Raw genomic sequence first — 25,000 nt, 5'->3', positions numbered from 1 at the left:
TCAGGGGGCGTCCAGGGTTTGCGCGCGCATGTCCCAATAGGTCTGGATCACCGTTTCGAGATGCGCGCGCATCGCCGCTTCGGCGCGGTCGGCGTCGCGGTCGCGGATGGCCTCGAAAATGTGGCGATGGGCCGCCATCGCCTTGCCCAGCCCATCGGGATGGCTGAGCGAGAAGCGGCGCTGCTCCTCCAGCAATTCCAGCACGACGTGATAGAGCGTATCGAGCAACGGATCCTGCCCGATGCTGGCAATGCGGTGGTGGAAGGCGTCGTCGCTGGCGGAGAAGGCTGGAATGTCGCCGGCGCTGGCCTCGTTACGCACCAGCAGCGCTTCGAGATCGGCGATGTCGGCGTCGGTGGCCAGCCGCACCGCCTCGCGCACCAGCGCGACCTCGACGAAGATGCGGGTCTTCTGGAACTGGCGGATGCCTTCGGGGCGGGCGACCAGCATCTTGGCCGCCCCCGACAGAAGCTGCAGCAGCTCGCGCGGGTCAGGCTCCGTCACCCGGGTGCGGTCGCCATTGGCCACCGAGAGCATGCCGGTCTTGCTGAGCCAGAGCAGCGCCTCGCGCACGGCCGGGCGGCCGACGCCGTAATGCGCCATCAGCTCGCGCTCGGAAGGCAGCTGGTCCCCGACGCTGAGCTCGCCCGACAGCACCCGCGCCTCGATGTCCTTGGCGATCTGGTCGGACAGCCGGTCGCGGCGCAGATGTGCGGGAGTGCCGAAGCCGCTCATGCGCCGAATTTCTCTGTGATACCGCGCTTGGCGTCGACGATCGCCGCCAGGAAGCCGTCACGCCATTTGCGCCGGGCGGGGAGGTCCTCGGCCGGCACATGGGCGCGCATCTTCGCCTCGATGGTGGCGACGAGTTCGGGCGTCCATTCGCGCGGGTCGGCCTGCTCCTTGGCCAGCCCGTAATACATCGGGCCGAGATTGGCGCAGTATTCGGCGACGCCCTTGGCGGCGTTGAGGTCGATGGTGGCGAAGGGCCCCATGAAGCACCAGCGCAGGCCCAGCCCGTCGGCCACCGCCGCGTCGACCTCGGCCGGCGTGCAGATGCCGTCCTCGACCAGCCGGAACGCCTCGCCCAGCAGCGCGCTCTGCAGCCGGTTGACCACGAAGCCGTTGATCTCGCGGGTCAGCGTGATCGGGCTCTGGCCGACGCCGGCCATCAGCGCGCGGGTGAAGTCGAGCGTCTCCGGGGCGGTCCAGGGGGCCGGGATCAGTTCGACCAGCGGGATCAGATGCGGCGGGTTGATCGGGTGCGCCACCAGGCAGCGGGCGGCGTTCGCCAGCCCTTCGGTGAAGACCGAGGCGGGGAAGCCCGAGGTCGAGCTGCCGACAATGGTCGCCGGCCACAGCAGCGCGTCCATCTCGCGATAGAGCGCCTGCTTGATCGGCAGCCGTTCCGGGGCGCTCTCCTGCACATAGTCGGCGCCATCCAGCGCGTCAGCGAGGCTGGTGGCGATGCGGCAGCGGTCGGCGAGGGCGGCATCGGCGGCGCGGACAAAGGCGAGCGCTGCCTCGGCGGCCGCAGGGGTGCGGTCATAAATGGCCAGATCATGCCCGGCACGGGCGAAGACCAGAGACCAGGACGAACCCACCACGCCACAGCCGACGATCGCAATCTTCATGTCTCACAGCCCTTTAACGGTTCGCAGCGACGGCCGGTCCCCTGTCCGGATCGCTCCCGGGCGGGGAGCGCGCGCGAACATTCGTACCGCCGCATAATCATCTGGTCTGGTATGACAGGTTGATAGACTGATCGTCAACCTATCCTGCATACCAATTCCACACCCGCAAATCGCGCGGGGCAGGCGCCGGCAATTCCCCACCTGCAATCCCAGCGGGGAAGTGGAGGCGGCGGGCTGTGTGAAGGCAGGGGAGGGGTGGGCGCCGAGCGTCAGCGCGTCAGCGCCACGCGGCGGTGGCCTTGCGCTGGGCGCCCGCGACGTCGATATCCGGCCGTGCCGCGCAACCTTCGCCAGGCGCCGCCGATCGGCGGTTCAGCCCGGCACGTTCAGCGCGCGCAGCACGAGCGAGGCGGCCAGGGTGAGCATGACGAGCCCGACGCCGGCGTCGAGCACGCGCCAGGCGGACGGCCGGGCGAAAAACGGCCGCAGCAGCCGGGCGCCATAGCCGAGCGCGGCGAACCAGGAAAAGCTCGCCAAGGCGGCCCCGGCGACGAAGACAGGGCGGGTCGCTTCGGGCTGGGCGGAGCCGGCCGCCCCCATCAGCAGCACGGTGTCGAGATAGACATGCGGGTTGAGCAGGGTGAAGCCGGCCGTCGCTATGAGCGCGCGAGCGAGCGTCGTCTCGCCGGCTGCCATAACCGCCATGGAATCGGGCGCCGCCATGCGCCGCAGCGCCTGGACGCCGTACCAGCCGAGAAAGCCGGCGCCGCCAAGTGCGAGCAGCGTGGTGAGCTGGGGCAGGGCGGCGAGGAAGGCCCCCACCCCGGCCACGCCGGCCGCGATCAGCAGCGCATCGGCGGTGCCGCAGAACAGCACGATGGCACCGACATGCTCGCGCCGCAGCCCCTGCCGCAGCACGAACAGATTCTGCGCGCCGATGGCGATGATCAGCGCGCCCGAGAGCAGGAAGCCGGTGGTGAAGGGCAAGAGGAGCTGGGGCAAGAGGAACTGGGGCAAGAGGAACTGGGGCAGGAGGAACTGGGGCAGGAGGGAGTGTGTCATGCCGGCGTGATGGCGCGCGGCGAAGCCGAAGTAAAACTTGTTCTTCTAAGGTTGATGAAGCAAAACTTCATTCATGCTGGATTACCCCGCCCTTGTCGCTGTCGCCGCCGTGGTGCGGGAAGGCTCGTTCGAACGCGCCGCCGCCACGCTCGCCATCACCCCTTCGGCCGTGTCGCAGCGGGTGCGCGGGCTTGAGGAGCGTCTCGGGGCGATCCTGATCGTGCGCGGCCAGCCCTGCGAGGCGACCGAGCTCGGCCGCAGCCTCTGCGCCCATCTCGACCGCGTGCGGCTGCTGGAGCATGATCTGGCGCCGGTGCTGGGCCGCACGGCCGCCGGCACGGGCGAGCGGCTGACGCTGCCTTTGGCGGTGAATGCCGACAGCCTCGCTACCTGGTTTCCGGCCGCCGCCGCCGCGTTCGGGCGGGTGGCGCAGGTGTCGCTGGATCTCGCCCTCGACGATGAGGCGCACACCGCTACGCGGCTGCGCGCCGGCGAGGTGCTGGCCGCCGTCACCGCCGAGCGGGAGCCGGTGCAGGGCTGCCGCACCCTGTCGCTGGGCGCGCTGCGCTACGCCGCCTGCGCCAGCCCGGACTTTGTCGCGCGCTACTTTCCACGCGGCGTCACCGCCGAGGCGCTGGAAGAGGCGCCCTGCCTGCGCTTCGACCGGCGGGATTTTCTGCAGGCGCGCTGGGCACGGGCGGCGCTGGGCACCGAGCAGCTCGGCCCGGTCCATTGGGTGCCGTCCACCCATGGCTTTCTCGACATGACGCGGGTCGGGCTGGGCTGGGGCCTGCACCCCACAATGATGGTGGACGCCGCTCTCGCTGCCGGCCGCCTGGTCGAACTGGTGCCGGGCCAGCGGGTCGATGTGCCGCTCTACTGGACGGTGATCCGCCTCGAGACCCGCGCGCTGCGCCAGTTGACGCAGGCCGTGTGTGCGGCGGCCGGGGCGGTTCTCGGCCGCTGACGGCGCGGCGTGAGCCTCGGCCGCGCCGGAATCTCACGCTGAACGTTTCCCTAAAGGGCGCTCGCCTTACCGCGGGTTGTGCTTTCTCCCGCCAGTCCAGCTTCTGGGCCGGCTATCGATACAGCAGAATGTCGGTCTTATCGAGAATGTCGATACCGCCCATTGTTTATAGGAATGGCGCGGATCCCAAGTTATTCAACAATCTGTCACGAGGGAAAACTACTTCAAATGCCCATGCAATGCGCTCCAGGCGGCGCGTATACAATGGGAATTGAAATCAATGACCAGCATCGTCAGCCCAATCCTCGACTTCATGGCGACGCGCGGCTCGGAAGATCGTGTCATCGATCTGAACGGCGTGTTCGGCGGCAGCGGCCTCACCTATACGATCGCGAGCAGCGACCCCGCGGTCGCCGCGGTCCGGATCGAGGGCAGCGAACTGACCATCGATTTTCTTGAGACGCTGGGCTACACCGATCTCAAGATCACCGCGACCGATGCCAACGGCGCCACGGCGGTCGAGAATGTCCGCGTACGCGTGGCCAGCGAGAGCGCCTTCACCATTGCGGTGATGCCCGACACGCAGGACTACACGTCCAACGCCGACCTCAACCACATCTTCGGCGACATGACCCAATGGCTGGTCGATCACCAGGAAAGCCTGGGCATCGAGTTCGCCATCCATGTCGGCGACATCACCCAGCGCAACACGGCGGAAAACTGGGCGATCGCCGAGGCGGCGCTGCGCAAGCTCGACGGCAAGATCCCCTATTCGCTGCTGCCGGGAAACCACGACCAGAGCGACCAGGGCCGAGCCAACGACCACAGCTCGGTCTATCTCGACGACCTGTTCTCGCCGGAGAAGCAGGCCGCCACCAGCCCCACCTTTGGCGGCGTCTATGACCAGGAGCCGGAAAGCTCCAAGAACAACTACCACACCTTCACCGCGCCTGACGGCACCAAGTGGCTTGTCATGTCGATGGAATTCGGCGTGCGCGACGACGTGCTGCGCTGGGCCGGCGATGTCATCGAGGCGCATGCCGATCACCGCGTCATCATCGCCAACCACTCGATGACCAACTTCGCCGGCCGGCATGATCCGCTCGGTTCGCCGCTGTTCAACGAGGGCACCGGCTACGACTACGGCATGGGCAACACGCTCGAAAATCCCAATGACGGCGAGACCATCTGGCGCGAGCTGGCCAGCAAGTACCCGAATGTCGCGATGACGTTCTCGGGCCACATCTTCGGCGACGGCGCCGAAACCGTGACCAGCTACAACCAGTATGGCCAGCCGGTTCACCAGATGCTGGTGAACTACCAGAACGGCGTCGCCAACGAGATCAATGGCGGGCGCGGCGGCAATGGCGCCATTCGCCTGGTCGTGGTCGACCCGGAAGCCGGCACCATCTCGACCGAGACCTATTTCACCGAATTTGACAGCTACCTCACCGGCGGGCGCACCGAAGGCGAGCTGCAGGGCGACTATAAGGAGCACGACCAGGTACTCGACGGGCTCGATCTCGGCCCGGTGACGCCGCAGGCGCTGGCCGATGCCGGCGACGACATCTTTGCCACCGCCACGGCCGGCGCTGACGAGGGCGCGGTGGTGCTCGATGCGAGCGCCTCGCGCAACCCGGGCGATGCGATCGTCGAATATCGCTGGCTCGACAAGGACGGCCAGGTGGTGGCCACCGGCCAGAAGCCGACCGTCTCCCTTGAGGTCGGCAGCCACAAGCTGACGCTTGAGGTCGAGGACCGCGCCGGCGTGGTGACGCGCGACGAGATCCGCGTCGTCGTCAGCGGCGAGCGCACCTTGCTGGTCGACAATTTCAACGATGGCGATGCTCGCGGCTGGACCACGGTCCGGCCGCTGCTGACGAACACGACCCTGCTTGAGACCGCCTCGCAGGCCGGCGCTCCGGCGCTGGCGGGCGGCGATGCCGGCGTGCTCTCCTTCCCCCCGCTCGAAGGCACTCAATACTACCATGTGCAGCCGGATTTCGAGCCGTCCGCCGGCGACGACTTCGAATCCTACACGCTGATGATGGACCTGATGGTCTATGACGGCCAGGGCACCTATTTCTCGCTGTTCCAGAACGACCTCGAAAACGCCGAGGACGGCGTCATCTTCATCGAGAACAAGAACAACGGCACCGGCACGCTGGAAATCCTGCGCGGCGCCCATGGCACCATCACCTATGGCCAGTGGCACCGCATCGCGCTGACCGTCGAGAAGATCGACGACGCCACCGCGACGCTGAGCAAATATATCGACGGCAGCTTCGTCGGCTCGCAGGTGGTGGCGATGGATCGCCTGAAGATCGACGGCGAGGGCGGCTTCTACCTGCTCGCTGACGACAATGGCGAAAGCGGCTACGGGCATCTCAACAGCGTCGTGTTCTCCGACCGCGTGTTCAGCGCCAGCGAGATCGCCGACATGGGCAGCGCCAAGGCCGCCGGACCGCTCTCCGCCGTGAGCGACGGGCGCACCGTGCAGTTCGATTTCAATGGCGACATGGCCGCCAGCCTCGGCGCCGGCACGATCACCATCGTCGACAAGAAGGGCGACGCGCTGGAGGCGCTGACCACCTTCGGCACGGCGGCCTCCTACGGCATTCCCGGCCTCCCGGGCGGCGACGACCAGGTGATGTTCTTCCCCGCGCCGAAGGAAAAGCAGGGCTTCGTGGTGACGCCGGCCGGCGATGACGACGTCATCACCGAATACAGCCTCGTCATGGACGTGCTGGTCCCCGCCGGCCAGGGCCGCTACATCTCGCTGCTGCAGACCGACCCGAGCAACACCAGCGACGGCGACGTGTTCATCCGCCGCAACAACGGTACCGGCCTGGCCGAGCTCGGCGGTGGCGGCTATGACGGCGCTTTCGCCTATGGCGAGTGGCAGCGCATCGCCCTGGTGGTGGACCAGGGCTCGGACGGCACCGTCACCCTCAGCAAATATCTGAACGGCACGCTCATCGGCTCGCGGGTCGTGGATGCCGAGCGCTTCAAGCTCGATGGCGAGAAGGGCTTCCTGCTGTTCGCCGACGAGGACGGCGAAATGTCCGACGCCTATGTGAACAGCGTGTCGTTCACCGAGGGTGTGCTCTCGGCCGAGCAGATCGCGGCGCTCGGCGGTGCCAAGGCCGGCGGCATCTTCACGCAGGCGCCGGACGCGAACACCACGCAGTTCGACCTCTCCGGCAACCTCGACGCCACCTTCGGCAATGCCCAGCTCGACTTCCTGGACGAATCCGACACCGGCTTCTGGAAGGTGAAAGGCAGCGTTCATTCGCGCAGGGATGACGATGCCTCGATCGACGCCCCGGAAGGTGCGCTCTACTACTCGCAGGACAATCCCGACAAGGTTCTGGTGTGGAACGATCCCGCCGCGCTGGCGTGGAAAAACTATGTCTTCGACGTCACCATCCGCTCCACCGACGACGATGTGATCGGCACGGTGTTCTACTACACCGACGAGAACAATTATTACCGGCTCGAACTGGACGGCGAGAGCTATTCCCGCCAGCTGATCAAGGTGCAGGACGGCGTCGAGACCGTGCTCGCCTCGGCCACGGGCGGCTACCGCTTCAATGACGAGATGGAACTGCGTGTCGCCGTGGTGAATGGCGCGATCACCGTGCTGCTCGACGACACCAACGTCTTCGGCGGGCCGGTGATCGACAGCGCGCCGCTCGCCGCCGGCACCATCGGCGTGCTCTCCAGCAACCAGAAGAGCGCGATCTTCGACAATGTCGCGGTCAATGAGGTGGCGCTGGCCGCGCACGGTGCCGGCGACATGCGCAGCATCGACCATGATGGCGACGGCGTCGCCACGGTCGCGCTTTCGGCCTCCGGCTCCTTCGGGCCGGCGGCCATCGTGGCCTATCGCTGGCTGCTCGATGGCGAGGAGATCGGCACCGGCAAGCAGGCGACCCTCTCTCTCCCCGTCGGCACCAAGGGCGTGACGCTCGAGGTCACCGACGCCGCCGGCAAGATCTCCCGCGACTACGTCAAGGTCGATGTCGTCGGCGCCGACAAGGTGCTGCTGAGCGAGGGCTTCACGGGCGGCACGCTCGCCGGCTGGACTCTTGTCGACGAGGGCACGCTGGGTGGCGCGTCCGACTGGCAGCTGCGCGACGGCAAGCTGTTCCAGATGTCGGACATTCACTCGCGCCAGCTCATCTCCAATGGCAACGCTTCCGATCCCGACCCGTGGAACCGTGGCTGGAGCCCGCTGGGCGATGGCTACAACGCGCTGCGCAAGGGCACCTATGCCCTCTACAACGCGCCCGAAGCGGCGGAATGGAGCGACTATTCGGTCGAGGTCACCATCGTGACCCCGGATGATGACGGCCTGGGCATCCTGCTGCACTACCAGGACCCGCAGAACTACTACAAGATGGAACTCGACCGCGAAGGCGGCCTCTGGCAGCTGCGCAGCATGGTCGACGGCTATGAGAAGACCCTCGCCCAGGTGCCGGGCCGCTATATCAGCGGCGAGCCGATCCATCTGCGCGTCGACACCGCCGGCGGCAAGATGCAGGCCTATGTCAATGGCGAGCCGGTCTTTGCCTATGACATCGAGGACCACAATCTCGATGCCGGCACGGTCGGCCTCTATTCCTGGGGCAGCGCGGGCGTCGCGTTCGATAATCTGAGCGTGGTGTCGCTGGCGGATGGGCCGGTGCAGCCCGGCGACAATGCCGCGCCGGAAGCGGCGAACGATAACGGCTTCGCGGTGACGGCGGGTTCCTCGCTGATGCTGGCCGCCGCTCTGCTGCTCGCCAATGATCTTGATGCCGATGCCGATGAGCTCGCTATCGTCTCGGTGCAGGACGCGATTGGCGGCACGGTGGTACTCGACGATGCCGGCAACGTCCTGTTCAAGGCGACCGCCGGCTTCTCCGGCACGGCCTCGTTCAGCTACACCGTCTCCGACGGCAAGGGCGGCACGGACAAGGCCACGGTCACCCTCAATGTGGAGGCCGCGGCCAACCGGCACCCCGACGCGCTCGACGACCGGCTCTATGTGCTGGAAGAGGCGGGGGTGACGCTGGCGGCCTCCAGCCTGCTCGCCAATGACACCGACGCCGATGGCGACACCCTGACCCTGGTCTCGGTGCAGGGCGCGACCCACGGCACCGTCGCGCTGGTCGACGGCAAGGTGGTGTTCACCCCGACCGACGGCTTTACCGGGGCGGCCTCGTTCACCTACACCGTCTCCGACGGCAAGGGCGGCCAGGACACGGCGAAGGTGGTGGTCAACGTCCAGCCGCGCCCGAACACCGCGCCGGTGGCGCAGAATGACGGCGGCTTCACGGTGACGGCGGGCCTTGCCCTCTCGCTGGCGGCCGCGGCGCTGCTGGTCAACGACACCGATGCCGACGCCGATACGCTCAGCATCCTCTCGGTGCAGGGCGCGACCCATGGCTCGGTGGCGCTGGTCGACGGCAAGATCGTCTTCACGGCGGCAGCGGGCTATGAGGGCGCGGCCTCGTTCACCTACACGGTCGCCGACGGGAAGGGCGGCACCTCGACCGCGACCGTCACGCTGACGGTCGAGGCGCCGGAGGTCGACGAGCCCGGCCATGAGGGCTGGCAGCACGGCACGGCGGGTGATGACGTGCTCGGCGGCCCGTCCACGACAAGCGTCCGCATCTTCGGCGACGCCGGCGACGACACAATTCGCGGCGGCCTTCGCGACGACCAGCTTGATGGCGGCGAGGGCTCGGACCTCCTGCGCGGCGGCATCGGGCATGACCGGCTTGCCGGTGGTGCCGGCGATGACGTGCTCGAGGGCGGGATCGGCAATGACCGGCTCGAAGGCGGCGACGGCGACGACGAGCTTCGCGGCGGCATCGGCAGCGACACGCTTGAAGGCGGGGACGGCGAGGATGTCCTCGAAGGCGGCATCGGCAATGACGCTCTCGACGGCGGCAGCGGCGACGACGAGCTGAAGGGCGGCCTCGGCCGCGACCGCCTTGAAGGCGGGGAGGGCGAGGACGTTCTGTCGGGCGGCATCGGCCGCGATGTCTTCGTGTTCGGCGCCAATTCCGGCGCGGACATCATCACCGACTTCCGGACCGGCCAGGACAGCATCGAGCTGCAGGGGCTCGACTTCGAGACCTTCAGCCAGGTGCTGGCGGCCATGGTCGACACGGAGGACGGCGTGGTTCTCCAGCTGGATGCGAGCGGCGACAACTATGTGCTCATCGAGCACGCCACCCGTAGCGGTCTCGGCGCCGACGATTTCGCCTTCGTCTGAGCCCTCCCGTCCCCACCGCGCCAGAGCGGTTCCAACCCGGCCCCGCCGGCGGCCCAAGCGCCGCCGGCGGGGGCTTCCCCCGCCCAGTACCGGCGTCTGTCGCCGGCCGGCCTGGATGGTGCGTGCGTCACGCATCTGTCAGCCCGGAGCACTAAGGACGGCGTGATCGGCCCTCTGGCCGGTCCGAACGGTTGACCAAAGAGTGCCAGGTTCATGAAAGCAATGAGCGGCCCATCATCAGCCTCGCCCGTCGCCGCCGCCTTCGCCTCCTGCCGGAGCGTTCTGGTCGGCATCGGCGCTTTGAGCTGCGTCATCAATCTGTTGATGCTGACCGGCCCGTTCTTCATGTTGCAGATCTATGACCGGGTGCTGGCGAGCCGGAGCCTGCCCACCCTCGTGGCGCTGCTGGTGCTCGCCATGGTGCTCTATGCGTTCCAGGGCGTGCTCGACCTGCTGCGTGCCCGCGTGCTGGTGGGGCTGGGCATGCGGCTCGATGCGAAGCTGCGCCCGCTTTCCTTCGACCTCATGTCCGCCCTCGTGCTGAAGCGCGGGCGCGACGGCAACGGCCAGCAGCCGGTGCGCGATCTCGACCAGATACGCCAGTTCCTCTCGGGCCAGGGTCCGGTCGCGATTTTCGACCTGCCCTGGATGCCGCTCTATCTCGGCGTGCTGTTCCTGTTCCACCCGGTGTTCGGGCTGGTCGGGCTCGCCGGCATCCTCGTGCTCTGCGCCTTCATGCTGATCACCGAATTCGCCACACGGGCGCCCACCCGCATCGCCGCCCGCCGCTCCTCCACCCGCAACGGGCTGGCGGAAACCTATTGCCGCAATGCCGAGACCATCACCGCCATGGGGCTGACCGCGACCATGCGGGCGCGCTGGTTCGAGGCCCATGCCGCCTATCTCGGCGACAACCAGCGCGCGGTGAATGTGGCGGGCGACCTCTCCGCGCTGAGCAAGGTGTTCCGCTTCCTGCTGCAATCGCTGATGCTGGCGGCCGGCGCCTGGCTGGTGATCGAGGGCGAGGCGTCGTCGGGGGCGATGATCGCCTCCTCCATCCTGTCGTCGCGGGCGCTGGCGCCGGTGGAACTCGCCATCTCCAACTGGCGCGGCTTCATCGCGGCGCGGCAGGCCCATGCAAGGCTGTCGGCGCTGTCTGCGGAGTTTCCTCCCGCGCCCCAGACCATGCCGCTGCCGGCCCCGAAGGCGCGGCTCGATGTCGCCGGGCTCGCCGTCGCGCCGCCGGGCCAGCCCAAGGCGACCATTGCCGGGCTGACCTTCGCCGTGGAGGCGGGCAGCGCGGTCGGGGTCATCGGCCATAGCGGCTCGGGCAAGTCGACGCTGGCGCGCGGGCTGGTCGGCGCCTGGCCCTCGTCCAAGGGCGGCGTGCGGCTCGACGGCGCGGCGATCGAACAGTGGGACCGCGACGCGCTGGGCGCCCATATTGGCTATCTCCCGCAGGATATCGAGCTGTTCGACGGCACGGTGGCGGAAAACATCGCCCGCTTCCGCGCCGATGCCGCGCCCGCCGCCATCATCGCCGCCGCCGAGCGCGCCGGTGTGCACGAGCTGATCCTCAAGCTGCCGAACGGCTATGACACGCGCCTCGGCGAGGGCGGAATCGCGCTCTCCGCCGGCGAACGCCAGCGGGTAGCGCTGGCCCGGGCGCTCTATGGCGAGCCCTTCCTCATCGTGCTCGACGAGCCCAATTCCAACCTCGACGCCGATGGCGAGGCGGCGCTGACGCGGGCGATCATGTGGGCGCGCGAGGCCAAGCGGGTGGTGGTCGTCATCGCCCACCGGCCCAGCGCGCTGGCGGCGGTCGATCTCGTGCTGATGATGGGCGCCGGCCAGCAGCAGGCCTTCGGCCCGAAGGAGCAGGTTCTGGGCAAGGTTCTCAAGACGCCGGTGGCCGCATGATCGACACCCTGTTCACCCGCCTGCGCGCGCGGCTCTCCCGCCTGCTTCCGGCGGCCAGCGTGGCCGATGACGGGGTCAACCGCCATTTGTGGCTGGCGCTCATTGTCGCGCTCTTCCTCGTGCTGGGCTGCGGCGGCTGGGCCGCCACCGCCGCGCTCAACGGCGCGGTGCTGGCGGTGGGCACGGTGGTGGTGGAAAGCCACGCCAAGCGCATCCAACATCCCGAGGGCGGCGTGGTCGGCGAGATCCGCGTGCGCAATGGCCAGAAGGTGGAAGCGGCGGACGTGCTGCTGCGGCTCGACGACACCGTCACCCGCGCCAATCTCGCCGTGGTCGACACCCAGCTGGTGGAATTGGCCGCCCGCCGCGCCCGGCTGGAGGCCGAGCGCGATTCCCGGGGCAGCATCGACTACCCCGCCGCGCTGCTGGCGCGCCGTGCGGAGGAGAATGCCGGCCGGGCGATCGACGGCGAGATCAGCCTGTTCACGTCCCGCCGCGCCGCGCTGGAAGGCCAGGTGCTGCAACTGCGCGCCCGCATCGAGCAGCTGGTCGACGAAGCTGCCGGCCTTTCCGCCCAGATCGCGGCCAAGAGCGCGGAGCTGGCCTATATCGCCGAGGAGATCGCCGGCGCCACCGAGCTGCACCGCAAGGGGCTGACACCGCTGACGCGGCTGCGCTCGCTCCAGCGCGAGGAGGTCCGCATCGAGGGCGAGCGCGGGCAGCTCCAGGCCGAGCTGGCGCGCTCGCGCGGGCGCACCAGCGAGACCGAGCTGCAGATCATCCAGATCGGCCAGGACATGCGCGCCGAGGTGATCGAGGAGCTGCGCGAGATCGAGGGCAAATGGGCCGAGCTGCAGGAGCGCCGCATCGCCGCGCAGGACAAGCTGACCCGGGTGGAACTGATCGCGCCGATTTCCGGCGTGGTGCACGAACTGGCCACCCACACGGTGGGTGGGGTGATCGCGCCCGGCGAGACCGCGATGCTGATCGTGCCCGAGCATGACCGTCTGGTGGTCGAGATCCATGTCAACCCGGCCGATATCGACCAGGTGTTGATCGGCCAGCCGGCCATGGTGCGGCTCTCCGCCTTCAGCCAGAAGACCACGCCGGAACTGGCCGGCATGGTGGCGCGCATCGCCGCCGACCTCACCAAGGACGAGAAGGCCGGCACCAGCTTCTATGTCGCGCAGGTCGCCCTGCCGGCGCAGGAGATCGCCCGGCTGAACGGGCTGCAGCTGATGCCCGGCATGCCGGCCGAGGTGCATCTGCAGACCGGCGAGCGCACGGCGCTGAGCTACCTCGTCAAGCCGCTTCGGGACCAGATCGCGCGGGCGATGCGGGAGGAGTGAAGGTCGCGGCGGCGCAGGCGAAGAACTCCGTGACGATGGGCAGCCGCCGCCGCTCGTCGAGGCAGACGAGATATTCGTCGATGGCGATCGGCGCGTCGCGCAGAGGAAGAAAGCGCAGCCGCGTGTCGAAGCCGAATTCCAGATCCGCCACCACGCCGGCGCCGAAGCCGGCGGCCACCGCCTCGCGCACCCCCTCGCGGGTCGAAACCTCCAGGATCGGCCCGAGCGAAATGTCCTGAAGCGCCAGATTCTGCTCGAACACCTCGCGGGTGCGCGAGCCGCGCTCGCGCAGCACGAAAGGGCAGCCGCTGAGATCGGCCAGGCACAGTTCCGTGCGCGCGGTCCAGGGATGCCGCTCGGGCAGGAAGATGCCGATCTTCATCGAGGACAGCGGGCGCACATGCAGCCGCGGATCGGTGGGCAGCTGCGCGGTGATGCCGATATCGGCACGGTATTCCAGCAATTGCTCGATCACGCTGTCGGAGTTCTGCACGATCAGTGAGAACACCAGCCGCGGGCGCTGCTGCTTCAGCGCTCGCAATATGGGCAGCGAATGCACCACGCCATCGGCCGCGATGCGCAGGCGCCCGCCCTCATTGGTGCGGCTCTTGAGCAGGGTGCGCGCCTCCGCGAGCGCGGCGAACAGGCGCGAGGTGACCTTGTAGAGCGCCTCCCCGTCCGGGGTGAGCGTGACGCCGCGCGCCTTGCGCTCGAACAGCGCCATGCCGGACGCCGCCTCCAGCTGGCGGACCTGGCCGGACAGGGTCGACTGGCTGACCGCCATGCCGCGCGCAGCCTGGGAATAGCTGCCGGCTGCGGCGACGAAATGGAAAGCGCGAAGCTGGGTAACCGACATGTTTCTCAGCGGCCTCCTGCGGATGAGAACCTGCCCCGAGAAGCCGGCAGCTGCGGTGGCCGGAAGATCGGCAAACGGTTCTGCACGGGGGAATCGGGGGCGCGGGAACACATGACGAAGGACAGCTTAGCGCGACAAAAGATTCCGAATTGTGACAGGTGCCTTGTTACCGAAAGTCTGGCGTCTCCTAACCTTCGCATGGGCTCCGGCACAGGCACGGCGCGCGTGTCGGTTATCTCCATACAGGGCATTGTTATTTGAGATGGATGCCACCGGCCCGGCTTTAAGAACCTGTCATGTGCGCCGCTTACTGCTGCCGACCAGTCGCTGAAGGTGTGGCTTTCGGCATCTGCGGGCCGCGCTGTGGCGCAGGCGCCCGCCCGAAAGCTAGCCGGCAAAACAGGAATCAAGGCTCATGGTCACCATCACCAATCCCATTCTCGATTTCATGACCAAGCGCGGTTCGGAAGACCGCGTCATCGATCTGAACGAGGTGTTTTCCGGCGAAGGCCTGACCTACACGATCGAGAGCAGCGACCCCTCGGTGGCGAATGTGACCATCGCCGACGGCAAGCTCACCATCGATTTCCTGGAGACGCTGAGCCACACCGACCTGAAGATCACCGCCACCGATGCCGGCGGTTCCAGCGTTACCGACAGTGTCCGGGTGCGCGTCACCGGCGAGAACGCCTACACCATCGCCGTGCTGCCCGACACGCAGGACTACACCAACGCGGGCGGCGTCGAGACCTTCAAGGGCATGACCCAGTGGCTGGTGGACAACAAGGACAGCCTCAACATCTCCTTTGTCACCCATGTCGGTGACATCACCACCGAGAACAGCCCGACCCACTGGGAATATGCCAAGGAAGCGCTCAGCATCCTTGACGGCAAGATCCCCTATGGACTGACGCTGGGCAATCATGACGGCGTTTCCGGAAGCTTCGAGGCGAGCCGGATCAACGACTATTTCTCGGTCGACGACCTGAAGAACGCCAATGGCGAGAATTTCGGCGGCACCTATGACCAGGAAGCCGCGCTGGCGAACAACACCTATTCCACCTTCACCGGCGCCGATGGCACCAAATGGCTGGTGCTGAACCTCGAATTCGGCGCGCGCGAGGATGTGCTGCGCTGGGCGGGCGAGGTGATCGAGGACAATCTCGACCACCGCGTCATCCTCACCACCCACTCCTACATGACCTGGGCCGGCCGCCACGACGCCACCGGCGCCCCGCTCTATGACGAGGGCACCGGCTATGATTACGGCCTGGGCAACTCGCCGGAAAGCGCCACCGACGGCGAGACCATGTACCGCGAGCTGGTGCAGAAATACCCCAACATCACCTTCACCTTCTCCGGCCACATCTTTGGCGACGCCGCCGAGACGCTGGTGAGCTACGACCAGTTCGGCAATCCCGTCTACCAGATGATGGTGAACTACCAGAACGGCGTGTCGGGCGAGATCACCAGCGATGCCGGGCAGGGTTCTGGCAGCGCCGGCGGCAATGGCGCCATCCGGCTTGTCACCATCGATCCCGACAACAACTCGGTCTACACCTCGACCTATTTCGCTGCGCTGGACGACTATATGGACAGCGTGCGCGGCGATGGCGAACTCGACCGCGACGGCCTCACCGGCCCCTATCGCGGCCATGAGGAAACCATCACCGGCGTCGAGCTGGGCACGCCCGACGTGCCCGCCATCGCCAAGGCCGGCAACGACCAGTTCGTCACCGCCGGCAATGGCCAGGACAAGGCGCAGGTCACGCTCGACGGCGACTGGACCCTCAACCCCAACAATGACCAGGGGCTGAGCTATGTCTGGACCGACCGCGACGGCAATGTCGTGGCCACCGAGGCCACGCCCACGCTGCAGCTTGGCGCCGGCCACCATGGGCTGACCCTGACCGTGACCGACAGCGCCGGCCATGTCTCCAAGGACGACGTGCTGATCGTCGTCTCCAATTCGAATACGCTGCTGGTCGACAATTTCAACGACGGCAATGCCGAAGGCTGGACCCGCCCCGGTACGCCGGAAGGCTTCTCCAACGGCACGACCGCCGAATTCGGCATCGCCGACCTTCCGGGCGTGGCCCCGGTGGCGGAGGATTTCGCCCGTGTCCCGAAGGCCTCTTCGACCCAGGGCCTGAAGCTCACCGCCGATTTCGACACCGCCAGCGGCACGCTGCTCGGCTCCTATTCGGTGGTGATGGACATCTATGTCCCGGCCGAGGGCGCGGGCACCTACACCGCGCTGCTGCAGATCGACGGTGGCGGCACCAATGCGGATGCCGAGCTGTTCCTGAAGAAGAGCGGTGACACCGCCGGCCTCGGCACCAACAGCGACTATAAGGGCAGCTTCAGCTATGACGCCTGGCACCGCGTGGCGGTGACCTACACCGAGAATGAGGACGGCTCGCTCTCGCTGTCGAAATATATCGACGGCGTGCTGGCCGGCACCCAGACGGTGAGCGGCGACCGCTACAAGCTCGACCCGGAAAAGGGCCTGATGCTGTTCGCCGACAATGACGGCGAGACCAGCGAGGTCTACGTCTCCAGTGTGCTTGTCACCGACAAGGTGCTCAGCGCCGCGCAGGTGCAGGCACTCGGCGGCACCAAGGCCGGCGGCATCGTCGCCACGGCGCCGAGCGCCAATTCGGTGCAGTTCGACTTCAACGCCGGCAGCGCCACCCCAAGCTTCGGCACCGGCACGCTGGCGCCGCAGGGCGACCTGCCGGTCAGCTACGACTCGGTGGAGGATTTCGAGGTTCCGGCGGTGCCCGCCGCCGGCGGCAACGGGCCTGACGTCACCTATATCCCCAAGCTCGCCAGCAGCCAGGGCCTGCTGCTGACCCCGACCTCGCCGGTTCCCGCCGGCACGCTCGTGTCGAGCTACACGCTGGTCTATGACGTGCTGATCCCCTCGGACGGCGCGAGCGGCTTCACCTCGTTCCTGCAGACCGACGTCACCAACACCAATGATGGCGACCTGTTCGTGCGCAGCAGCGACGACGGCACCGGCGGCCTCGGCATTGGCGGCGTCTATACCGGCGCGTTCAAATATGACCAGTGGCAGCGCGTGGTGTTCAAGATCGAGGACACGGGCGACGAGGTCACCATCTCGAAATATGTCGACGGCGTGAAGGTCGGCACCCAGTCGATGGATGACGACCGCTACACGATCGACCTCAGCAAGGGTGTGCTGCTGTTCACCGACGAGGACGGCGAGACCTCGAACCTCTACGTCTCGCACTTCCTGTTCACCGACAAGCTCTACACCGACCAGGAGATCGCCGCGCTCGGCGGCGTGAAGGCCGACGGCATCGTCAGCGCGGCGCCGACCGATTTTTCGGTGCAGATCGACTTCAGCACCCCGGCCATGACCGATGATTTCGGCAATGCCCAGGTGGCGGCCACCACCATCGGCGCCGGCGTCGGCGGCTTTATCGTCAAGGGCACGGTGAACTCGCGCGACACGGTCGCGGACGGCCAGGACGCGCTGGAAGGCCGCGTCTTCGAGCAGTCCGACACCGCCAATAATCTCATGCTCTGGGGCGAGCCGGCGGCCAAGTCCTGGTCGAACTACGAATTCGAGGCGACGCTCAAGACCACGGACAATGACGGTATCGGCGTCGTGTTCTATTATCAGGACGAGCAGAACCACTATAAGGTCTTGCTCGATGCCGAGACCAACACCCGCTCGCTCGTCAAGGTTTCCGGCGGCACCGAAACGGTGCTCGCCACCGAGCATGCCGGCACGCCGTGGAGCCGCGACTTCCACCTGAAGGTGGCGGTGGTCGATGGCGAGATCAACGTTTTCCTCGACGGGCACAATGTGTTCGGCACGGTGGTGGATGTCGCCCCGCTCGCCGGTGGCACGGTCGGCCTCTACTCTAACAACCAGCGCAGCTCGCAGTTCGACAATGTCGCCGTCAACAAGGTGGTGCTCGCCGCCCATGCCGGCGACGACATCCGCGTGCTCGACCTCGATGCCGACGGCAACGTCACGGTGGCGCTCGATGCGGAAGGCAGCTACGGCCTCGCCGACATCGTCAGCTATGTCTGGACCGATGCGCAGGGCAATGTCGTCGCGCAGGGCAAGTCGGCCCAGGCCACGCTCGGCACTGGCGAGCAGGCCCTGAAGCTGACCGTGACCGACTCCAACGGCAAGACAGCCACCGACACGGTGCGGGTCGATGCGGTCGCTTCCGGCCGGGTGCTGCTGGCGGAAGACTTCGCCTCCAATGCCTCGCTCGGCAAATGGACCATCGTCGACGAGGGCGAATCCGGCGGCATCGGGCCCAATGGCACCGCCTCGCAGTGGGAATTGCAGGGCGGCAAGTTCGTCCAGCTGACCGATATCAAGAGCCGCCAACTCACCTGGAACGGGGCGTCCAATTCCGATCCGTGGAAGACCGGCTGGAGCCCGCTCGGCGACGGCGTCAACGTGCTGCGCAAGGGCACCTATGCGCTCTACAACGACCCGGCGGCCAAGGAGTGGACCGACTATGCCGTCGAGGCCACCATCCAGACCCCGGACAATGGCGCGCTCGGCCTGCTGTTCTACTACGAAGACGCGAACAATTATTACAAGCTCGAACTCGACGCCAATGGCGACTATGACCGCAACCCGAGCAATGGCGCGGGCAGCCTCTTCCAGCTCATCCAGGTCAAGGACGGCGTCGAGAAATATCTCAACCAGTTCCCGGCCAAGTACACGCCGGGCGAGGCGTTCGACCTGCGCGTCGAGGTGAAGGACGGGCAGATCCAGGCCACGGTCGACGGCCAGGCGCTGTTTGCCTATGCCATCGAGGACCATGCCCAGAGCAAGGGCACGGTCGGCCTGTTCTCCTGGGACAGCGCCGGCGTGTCGTTCGACAATGTGACGGTGGTCTCGCTGGCGAAAGACGGGCCGGGCGAGCCGGGCGACAATGCCGCCCCGGACGCGGTGGCCGACACCGGCTTCACCGCCACCGGCGGCGAGGCGCTGATCCTGAGCGCGGCACTGCTGCTGGCCAATGACAGCGATGCCGATGGCGACACCCTCGCCATTCTCTCGGTCGGCAATGCGGTGGGCGGCACGGTGAAGCTCGACGATGCGGGCAATGTGTTGTTCGTGCCGACGGCCGGCTTCACCGGCGCCGCCTCCTTCACCTACACCGTCTCCGACGGCAAGGGCGGCAGCGATACCGCGACGGTCGGCATCACGGTCGCGGGCGCGCCCAACCATGCTCCCTCGGCGGAAAATGACCGGCTCTATGCGCTGCAGGACAAGGCGGTGACCGCCTCGATCGCCAGCCTGCTGGCCAATGACCGCGACACGGATAACGACACGCTGTCCATCGTCTCGGTGCAGGAGGCCACGCATGGCACGGTGGCGCTGGTCGATGGCAAGGTGGTGTTCACCCCGGCGAGCGGCTTCACCGGCGACGCCTCCTTCAGCTACACCGTCTCCGACGGCAAGGGCGGGCAGGACAAGGCGACGGTGACGGTCGCGGTGCGGGCCCAGCCGAACCGCGCGCCGGTCGCCGCCAATGACAGCGGCTTCTCCACCAAGGCGGGCATCGCCGCGACGCTGGCGGCAGCGCTGCTGCTCGCCAACGACACCGACGCCGATGCCGACACGCTCGCCATCACGTCGGTGACCTCCGGCATCGGCGGCGCGGTGGCGCTGGTCGACGGCAAGGTGGTGTTCACGCCGGCGCAGGGCTTCACCGGCGAGGCCTCGTTCAGCTACACCGTCACCGACGGCAAGGGCGGCACCTCGACGGCCACCGTGAAGGTGACGGTCGAGCCGGCCGGCGGGTCCTCCGACCCGCATGAGGGCTGGACGCGCGGCACCGCCGGGGACGATACGCTGCGTGGCGGCCTGTTCGCGCAGAACAAGATCTACGGCGACGCCGGCAACGACGTCATCCGGGGCGGCATAAACGCCGACCAGCTGGACGGTGGCGAGGGCAACGACACGCTGCATGGCGGCTTCGGCAAGGACGTTCTCAAGGGGGGTGACGGCGACGACACGCTGCATGGCGGCTTCGGCAACGACACCCTCCAGGGTGATGCCGGCGACGACACGCTGCACGGTGGCTTCGGCGACGACCTGCTCGAAGGCGGCGAGGGCGACGACACGCTGCATGGCGGCTTCGGCAAGGACGTTCTCAAGGGCGGTGCCGGCGAGGACACGCTGCAGGGCGGCTTCGGCGACGACCGTCTGGACGGCGGCGAGGGCGACGACATGCTCTCTGGCGGCAACGGCAAGGATGTTCTCGACGGCGGTGCCGGCGATGACCAGCTCGAAGGCGGGGCGGGCAATGACCGGCTCATCGGCGGCGCCGGCGACGACATGCTGCGCGGCGGCCTCGGCCGTGACACCTTCGTGTTCGCGGCGACGTCCGGCAACGACGTGATCGTCGACTTCCGGGCCGGACAGGACAAGCTCGAGTTCACCGGCCTCGACTTCGAGACCTTCGACGACATTCTGGCGGCGATGATCGACAGCGAGGACGGCGTGGTGATCCAGCTTGACGACAGCGGCGATCACACGGTGCTGCTGGAAGGCGTGACCAAGGCGCGTCTCGATGCGGATGATTTCTCAATCCTCTGATCGAACCGCGCCGAACCCTGCTGCACGAAACAGCAAAGGCCGCCCGGTTGGGCGGCCTTTGTCGCATTCTCCACCGCTCCTATCCGGCGGCGAGGGCGGCCAGCACCCGTTGCCGGGTGAAGGGCAGATCCGTCAGCCTCAACCCGATGGCATCACGGACGGCATTGCCGATCGCGCCCGCGACAGGCCCCTGCGCTGCCTCCCCGGTGCCGAGGAAGGGCTCGCCCGGCCGATCGATGACATGGACGTCGACCGAGTCAGGCACGCTGGCGAAGCGCAGGATCGGATAGCTCGACCAGTCGACGCTGGTGATCTGCCGGCGATCGAAGGTCACCGCCTCGTAGAGCGTCCAGCTCGCCGCCTGCAGGATGCCGCCCTCGGTCTGGTTGCGGATTCCGTTCGGGCTGACGGCCTGCCCGCTGTCGATCGCCGCGACCGCGCGCACCAGACGGGTGCGGCCGGTCTCGCGCTCGACCTCAACCTCGACCGCGACCGCGAGATAGGCGGCGAGGTTCTTGTAGCGGGCGAAGGCGAAGCCCTTGCCGCGGCCCGGCCCGAGCTTGGCCGTCTCCCAGCCGAAGCGCTCCGCCGCCATCTGCACGACCGCGCGGGCGCGCTCATCCTCCAGATGCCCGAGCCGGAACGCGACCGGATCGGCTTCAGCCAGCCGGGCCAGCTCGTCCATGGCGCTTTCCAGCGCGAACACATTGGCATAGGCGCCGAGCGCCCGCATCGCCGAGACCCGCAGCGGCATCTCGGGAATGAAGTGCCAGAGGATGCGCTTGTTGGGGATCGCGTAGAGCGGGTTGGCGTTGCGGTCGCCATTGCCGGACGGGCTGATCTGAATCCGGGGCACATTGGGCGTCGCCGGATCGGACTTCTGCCGGGCGGCGAGGAGCGCGCCCGCGCCGCCGGGGCGCGTGGTGTGGATGTTGCTCCAGAGATCGAAAGCGAAGTCGCTGATCCGCCCGTTCCTCACCGCGCCGCGCACCGTGATCGACATGGCCGGTCCGAACGGCTCCCACGCATTCTCCTGTTCGCGCATCCATTGCACCCGCACCGGCCGGCCCGGCGGCAGGCGGGAGGCGATGAGCGCGGCGTCGGCGGCGGCGTCGTCGGCGCCATTATGGCCGTAGCAGCCCGAGCCCTCGACATGGATGACGCGCACGCGCCCCGGCTCCAGGCCGAGCATCTCAGCGATCGCGGCGCGGTCGGGATAGACACCCTGCGTGTGCGACCAGACGGTCAATGTCCCGTCCGGCTCCAGCCGGGCGATGCCGCAGGAGGGGCCGATCGAGCCGTGCATCTGGTAGGGACGGGTGAAGCGCGCCTCGAACACCTTGTCGCCGGAGGGATTCGCGTCGCCCTGTTCGGCGACGGTGCCGACCTCGCTCTCCAGGCCGCGCAGCACGTTCTGGATGTCCGCCTGATCCGGCAATTCGGCGCCCGCATTCCAGCGCGCGAGCCGCGCCAGCGCCCGCATGGCCGTGACCGCCTGGAACTCGCGCTCGGTGATCACGGCAAGGAAATCGGCGTCGCGCAGCACGCGAACCACGCCGGGCATCGCCTCGATCGCTGACGTGTCGACCTCGGCCAGCGTCGCGCCATAGCCGGGCGGGCGCACCACGCGCGCATGCAGCATGCCGGGCAGCCGCATGTCCTGGATATAGGCAGGAGCGCCAGTGACCTTGCCGGGAATGTCGACCCTCGGGACATCGCGGCCGATCACCTTCAGCGCCTCCGGTGCCTTGAGCACGGCATCACCGGCGAGAGGAACCTCAAGGTTCAGCGCCGCCGCCACCTCGCCATAGGAGAGGGAGCGGCCGCCGGAGCGGATTTTCTTGCCCTGCAGGGTGAGGCTTTCCGGTGCCACCGCAAGCGTCCGGGCGGCCGCCTCGACCAGCAGGCGCCGCATCTGCGCTGCCGCGTTGCGGATCGAGGTGCCGCTATTGGGCATCGACATGCTGCCGGCGGTGAAGCCCTCATTGGGCGTGCGCCCGGTGTCCGCCGTGATCAGCTCGATCTCGCCCGGCTCCACTTCCAGTTCCTCGGCCGCGACCTGGGTAAGGGCGGTGCGGATGCCCTGGCCCAGCTCCGCCTTGCCGGTGAAAACCGTGATGTCGCCGTTTTCGTCGATGCGAATCCAGGAATCGAGCCGCTCGCTGTCGATCGCGGTGACGGTGGGCTGCGGCGCGTTCGTGCCGGCCTGCACCTCGCCCTCCTGCGCCTCAGCGCCCAGCGAGAAGGAGACCATGAGCGCGCCCGAGCCGAGCAGGAAGCCGCGGCGGCTGGTGGGGATGTTCATCAGCCGGCCCTCCGGTTCGCGGGCGCCTGCGCGCTCATCATCTCGCCCGCCCGCCGGATCGCGGCGAGGATCCTCATATGCGTGCCGCAGCGGCAGAGATTGGTGCGCAGCGCGTCACGTATCTCCTGATCACTCGGCGCCGCGTTGCGCTGGAGCAGGGCCTGCGCGCTCATCATCATGCCGGGAATGCAGTAGCCGCACTGGGCCGCCTGCAGCTCGATGAAGGCGCTCTGGATCGGCGCCGGGTCGTCCTGCGTGCCGAGGCTCTCCAGCGTGGTGATCTCCCGCTCGGCGAGAGCCAGGATCGGCACGACGCAGGACAGCGTCGCCTCGCCATCCACCAGCACCATGCAGGAACCGCATTGGCCGAGGCCGCAGCCATATTTCGCCGCGTTGAGTTCCAGATCCTCGCGCAGCACATAGAGCAGCGGCGTGGCGGGATCGGCATCGACCTCATGCACGGTCCCGTTCACCTTCAGCTTCACTGTCATGGTCCGACCTCCACGCCGACATTGAGGGGGGCCCGCTCGATACCGTCCGAGGGGCGGACGACGACCTTGTGCTCGCCGCTGCGGGTGCGCCGCGTCATCTCCGCCACGTCCGGCCAAGCCGTGCCGGAGGAGAAGCGGGCGCGCATATAGGCCAGCACGTCGGCGACCTGTCGGTCGTCGAGCGCGCCGGCAAAGCCCGGCATGACGGAACTCGCCTCGCCATCGGCCGGCGGCAGGCCGAACAGCGTCACGGTGACGATGTTCTGCGGGTTGTCGGCATTGACCGCCGTGCTCAGGCGGAAATCGAGCCCACCATAGGGCAGCGGCCGGCCGCTCTCATGGCAGGTCGCGCAGGCCGCGGCGTAGAGTGCCGCACCGGGCATGCCCGCCACATCGGGCGGCACAGCGAGGGTGTCGGCATCGCCGCCGGTGCGTTCCGGCCCGCCTACTTCTTCGCGTAGCCGCTCGGCCTGCTGCCGGCGTTCAGGGGAGGGCTCACCCATCACATCAGCGACATAGACGGCGATCGCCTCGATATCGGAATCCGGCAGGCCCCCGAGATTGCCCGTCACCTCGGCCATCGGCCCACGCGAGACGCCGTGCACTTCGTGCCAGCCATGGCGGAGATAGAAGGCCAGCGCGTCGCGGTCCCATGGGATCGGCGCCGGCGAGTTGGCGTTGATGGCGTAGGCGTGCCAGCCTTCCGCCTCCCCGCCATCGAAATGCTGGTCGGCGATTTGCGCGCCGAGGCCGTTGCGCGGGGTGTGGCAGCCGCCGCAATGGCCCAGCCCCTCGGCGAGATAGGCGCCGCGATTCCATTCGTCGCTTTTCGCGGGATCGGGCATGAAGCCGGCGGGCTCGAGGAAAAGCAGCTTCCAGCCGGCGATGAGCGGGCGGAACCCCAGCGGGAAGACAAGGTCGTTGGGAAGAGCGTCCTGACGCACCGGCGTGCGCGTCATCAGATAGGCGTAGAGCGCCTCGTTGTCGGCGTGGCTGACCAGGCGATAATGGTCATAGGGGAAGGCGGGATAGAGGTGGTTGCCCGCGCGATCGACCCCCTCGCGCATCGAACGCGTGAACGCCGCCAGCGACCAGACGCCAATGCCGGTCTCCCGGTCCGGGGTGATGTTGGTCGAGTGGATGGTGCCGAAGGGAGTGGGGATGGCGAGGCCGCCCGCGAAGGCTTCACCCCCCGGCACGGTGTGGCAGGCGATGCAATTGCCCACGGCCGCCAGTTCGCGCCCCTTGGCGATGAGCGCCGGGTCGAAGCTCTGTGCTTCGGCCTGCGCCGGCATCGCCGGCCGCCAGACGAGAGCGAACGCCCCGGCCGCTCCGGCCAGCGCAACGGCAATCAACGCGAGAAACCGGATCCGCATGAGCCCCCTTCCGACTGTACGGGGGCAATGGTGGAGCGGGGCGATCGTTCCTTGGAACGACTTCACGCTCCGTTGTGCAGGCGATCATCGCCCTCCGCGTGAGCCGGGCAAGGCCTATGGCGTGTGCGGCCTATCGCGGCGACAGCGTCGGGCAGGCAAGAACCA

Annotated in this window: 12 protein-coding genes; 5 read left to right on the top strand and 7 right to left on the bottom strand. The window is 67.8% G+C overall.

Annotation, left to right across the window (positions count from 1 at the left end; all coding sequences use genetic code 11):
• The 3 genes from J2S76_RS17550 to J2S76_RS17540 form a co-directional block, all read right to left on the bottom strand.
• On the bottom strand, nucleotides 1-735 hold the full coding sequence (locus tag J2S76_RS17550) for an FCD domain-containing protein (RefSeq protein ID WP_307062470.1): 735 nt from the start codon (nucleotides 733-735) through the stop codon (nucleotides 1-3).
• The gene (locus tag J2S76_RS17545) at nucleotides 732-1,634 is read right to left on the bottom strand and encodes a 3-hydroxyacyl-CoA dehydrogenase (RefSeq protein ID WP_307062468.1); all 903 of its coding nucleotides are present in this window, start codon (nucleotides 1,632-1,634) and stop codon (nucleotides 732-734) included. Before J2S76_RS17545 ends, J2S76_RS17550 begins: the two co-directional genes overlap by 4 nt.
• A 372-nt stretch (nucleotides 1,635-2,006) precedes the next feature.
• On the bottom strand, nucleotides 2,007-2,636 hold the full coding sequence (locus J2S76_RS17540; protein ID WP_307062714.1) for a LysE/ArgO family amino acid transporter: 630 nt from the start codon (nucleotides 2,634-2,636) through the stop codon (nucleotides 2,007-2,009).
• Nucleotides 2,637-2,769: 133 nt separating this feature from the next.
• On the opposite strand from J2S76_RS17540, the gene J2S76_RS17535 reads away from it, so the two are divergent.
• From J2S76_RS17535 to J2S76_RS17520, 4 genes are all read left to right on the top strand, one after another.
• On the top strand, nucleotides 2,770-3,663 hold the full coding sequence (locus J2S76_RS17535; protein ID WP_307062466.1) for a LysR family transcriptional regulator ArgP: 894 nt from the start codon (nucleotides 2,770-2,772) through the stop codon (nucleotides 3,661-3,663).
• Nucleotides 3,664-3,943: 280 nt separating this feature from the next.
• On the top strand, nucleotides 3,944-9,931 hold the full coding sequence (locus J2S76_RS17530; RefSeq protein WP_307062464.1) for an Ig-like domain-containing protein: 5,988 nt from the start codon (nucleotides 3,944-3,946) through the stop codon (nucleotides 9,929-9,931).
• Nucleotides 9,932-10,144: 213 nt separating this feature from the next.
• Nucleotides 10,145-11,851: a type I secretion system permease/ATPase gene (locus tag J2S76_RS17525; RefSeq protein WP_307062463.1), complete on the top strand. Its 1,707-nt coding sequence runs from the start codon at nucleotides 10,145-10,147 to the stop codon at nucleotides 11,849-11,851.
• Nucleotides 11,848-13,200 (top strand): HlyD family type I secretion periplasmic adaptor subunit, encoded by a 1,353-nt coding sequence (locus J2S76_RS17520; RefSeq protein WP_307062461.1) that lies wholly within the window; start codon nucleotides 11,848-11,850, stop codon nucleotides 13,198-13,200. Before J2S76_RS17525 ends, J2S76_RS17520 begins: the two co-directional genes overlap by 4 nt.
• Here J2S76_RS17520 and J2S76_RS17515 read toward each other — a convergent pair.
• The gene (locus J2S76_RS17515; protein ID WP_307062459.1) at nucleotides 13,154-14,056 is read right to left on the bottom strand and encodes a LysR family transcriptional regulator; all 903 of its coding nucleotides are present in this window, start codon (nucleotides 14,054-14,056) and stop codon (nucleotides 13,154-13,156) included. The genes J2S76_RS17520 and J2S76_RS17515 overlap by 47 nt on opposite strands.
• A gap of 415 nt (nucleotides 14,057-14,471) precedes the next feature.
• Between J2S76_RS17515 and J2S76_RS17510 the strand changes: the two genes are divergently transcribed.
• Nucleotides 14,472-20,663 (top strand): cadherin-like domain-containing protein, encoded by a 6,192-nt coding sequence (locus J2S76_RS17510; RefSeq protein WP_307062457.1) that lies wholly within the window; start codon nucleotides 14,472-14,474, stop codon nucleotides 20,661-20,663.
• Nucleotides 20,664-20,742: 79 nt separating this feature from the next.
• On the opposite strand, the gene J2S76_RS17505 is transcribed toward J2S76_RS17510, so the two are convergent.
• From J2S76_RS17505 to J2S76_RS17495, 3 genes are read right to left on the bottom strand one after another with little or no spacing between them, the layout of a single operon-like run.
• The gene (locus J2S76_RS17505; protein ID WP_307062455.1) at nucleotides 20,743-22,968 is read right to left on the bottom strand and encodes a xanthine dehydrogenase family protein molybdopterin-binding subunit; all 2,226 of its coding nucleotides are present in this window, start codon (nucleotides 22,966-22,968) and stop codon (nucleotides 20,743-20,745) included.
• Nucleotides 22,968-23,459 carry a (2Fe-2S)-binding protein gene (locus J2S76_RS17500; RefSeq protein ID WP_307062453.1) on the bottom strand — a complete coding sequence of 164 codons (492 nt, stop codon included), beginning with the start codon at nucleotides 23,457-23,459 and terminating at the stop codon, nucleotides 22,968-22,970. The genes J2S76_RS17505 and J2S76_RS17500 overlap by 1 nt, the downstream gene beginning before the upstream one ends.
• Nucleotides 23,456-24,835, bottom strand: coding sequence for a c-type cytochrome (locus J2S76_RS17495; protein ID WP_307062451.1), 1,380 nt, complete (start codon nucleotides 24,833-24,835; stop codon nucleotides 23,456-23,458). The genes J2S76_RS17500 and J2S76_RS17495 overlap by 4 nt, the downstream gene beginning before the upstream one ends.
• Nucleotides 24,836-25,000 lie beyond the last annotated feature (165 nt).

The organism is Ancylobacter vacuolatus (genome assembly GCF_030813595.1).
In the GTDB taxonomy this organism is placed as follows: domain Bacteria; phylum Pseudomonadota; class Alphaproteobacteria; order Rhizobiales; family Xanthobacteraceae; genus Ancylobacter; species Ancylobacter vacuolatus.
Note: the sequence above shows the minus strand (reverse complement) of the source record. Positions and strands in the feature narration are given on the sequence as shown.

Excerpts from the sequence above, each read along its gene's own strand:
- J2S76_RS17550 (WP_307062470.1), bottom strand. The coding sequence starts at position 735 with ATGAGCGGCTTCGGCACTCCCGCACATCTGCGCCGCGACCGGCTGTCC.
- J2S76_RS17545 (WP_307062468.1), bottom strand. The coding sequence starts at position 1,634 with ATGAAGATTGCGATCGTCGGCTGTGGCGTGGTGGGTTCGTCCTGGTCT.
- J2S76_RS17535 (WP_307062466.1), top strand. The coding sequence starts at position 2,770 with ATGCTGGATTACCCCGCCCTTGTCGCTGTCGCCGCCGTGGTGCGGGAA.
- J2S76_RS17530 (WP_307062464.1), top strand. The coding sequence starts at position 3,944 with ATGACCAGCATCGTCAGCCCAATCCTCGACTTCATGGCGACGCGCGGC.
- J2S76_RS17525 (WP_307062463.1), top strand. The coding sequence starts at position 10,145 with ATGAAAGCAATGAGCGGCCCATCATCAGCCTCGCCCGTCGCCGCCGCC.
- J2S76_RS17520 (WP_307062461.1), top strand. The coding sequence starts at position 11,848 with ATGATCGACACCCTGTTCACCCGCCTGCGCGCGCGGCTCTCCCGCCTG.
- J2S76_RS17515 (WP_307062459.1), bottom strand. The coding sequence starts at position 14,056 with ATGTCGGTTACCCAGCTTCGCGCTTTCCATTTCGTCGCCGCAGCCGGC.
- J2S76_RS17510 (WP_307062457.1), top strand. The coding sequence starts at position 14,472 with ATGGTCACCATCACCAATCCCATTCTCGATTTCATGACCAAGCGCGGT.
- J2S76_RS17505 (WP_307062455.1), bottom strand. The coding sequence starts at position 22,968 with ATGAACATCCCCACCAGCCGCCGCGGCTTCCTGCTCGGCTCGGGCGCG.
- J2S76_RS17500 (WP_307062453.1), bottom strand. The coding sequence starts at position 23,459 with ATGACAGTGAAGCTGAAGGTGAACGGGACCGTGCATGAGGTCGATGCC.
- J2S76_RS17495 (WP_307062451.1), bottom strand. The coding sequence starts at position 24,835 with ATGCGGATCCGGTTTCTCGCGTTGATTGCCGTTGCGCTGGCCGGAGCG.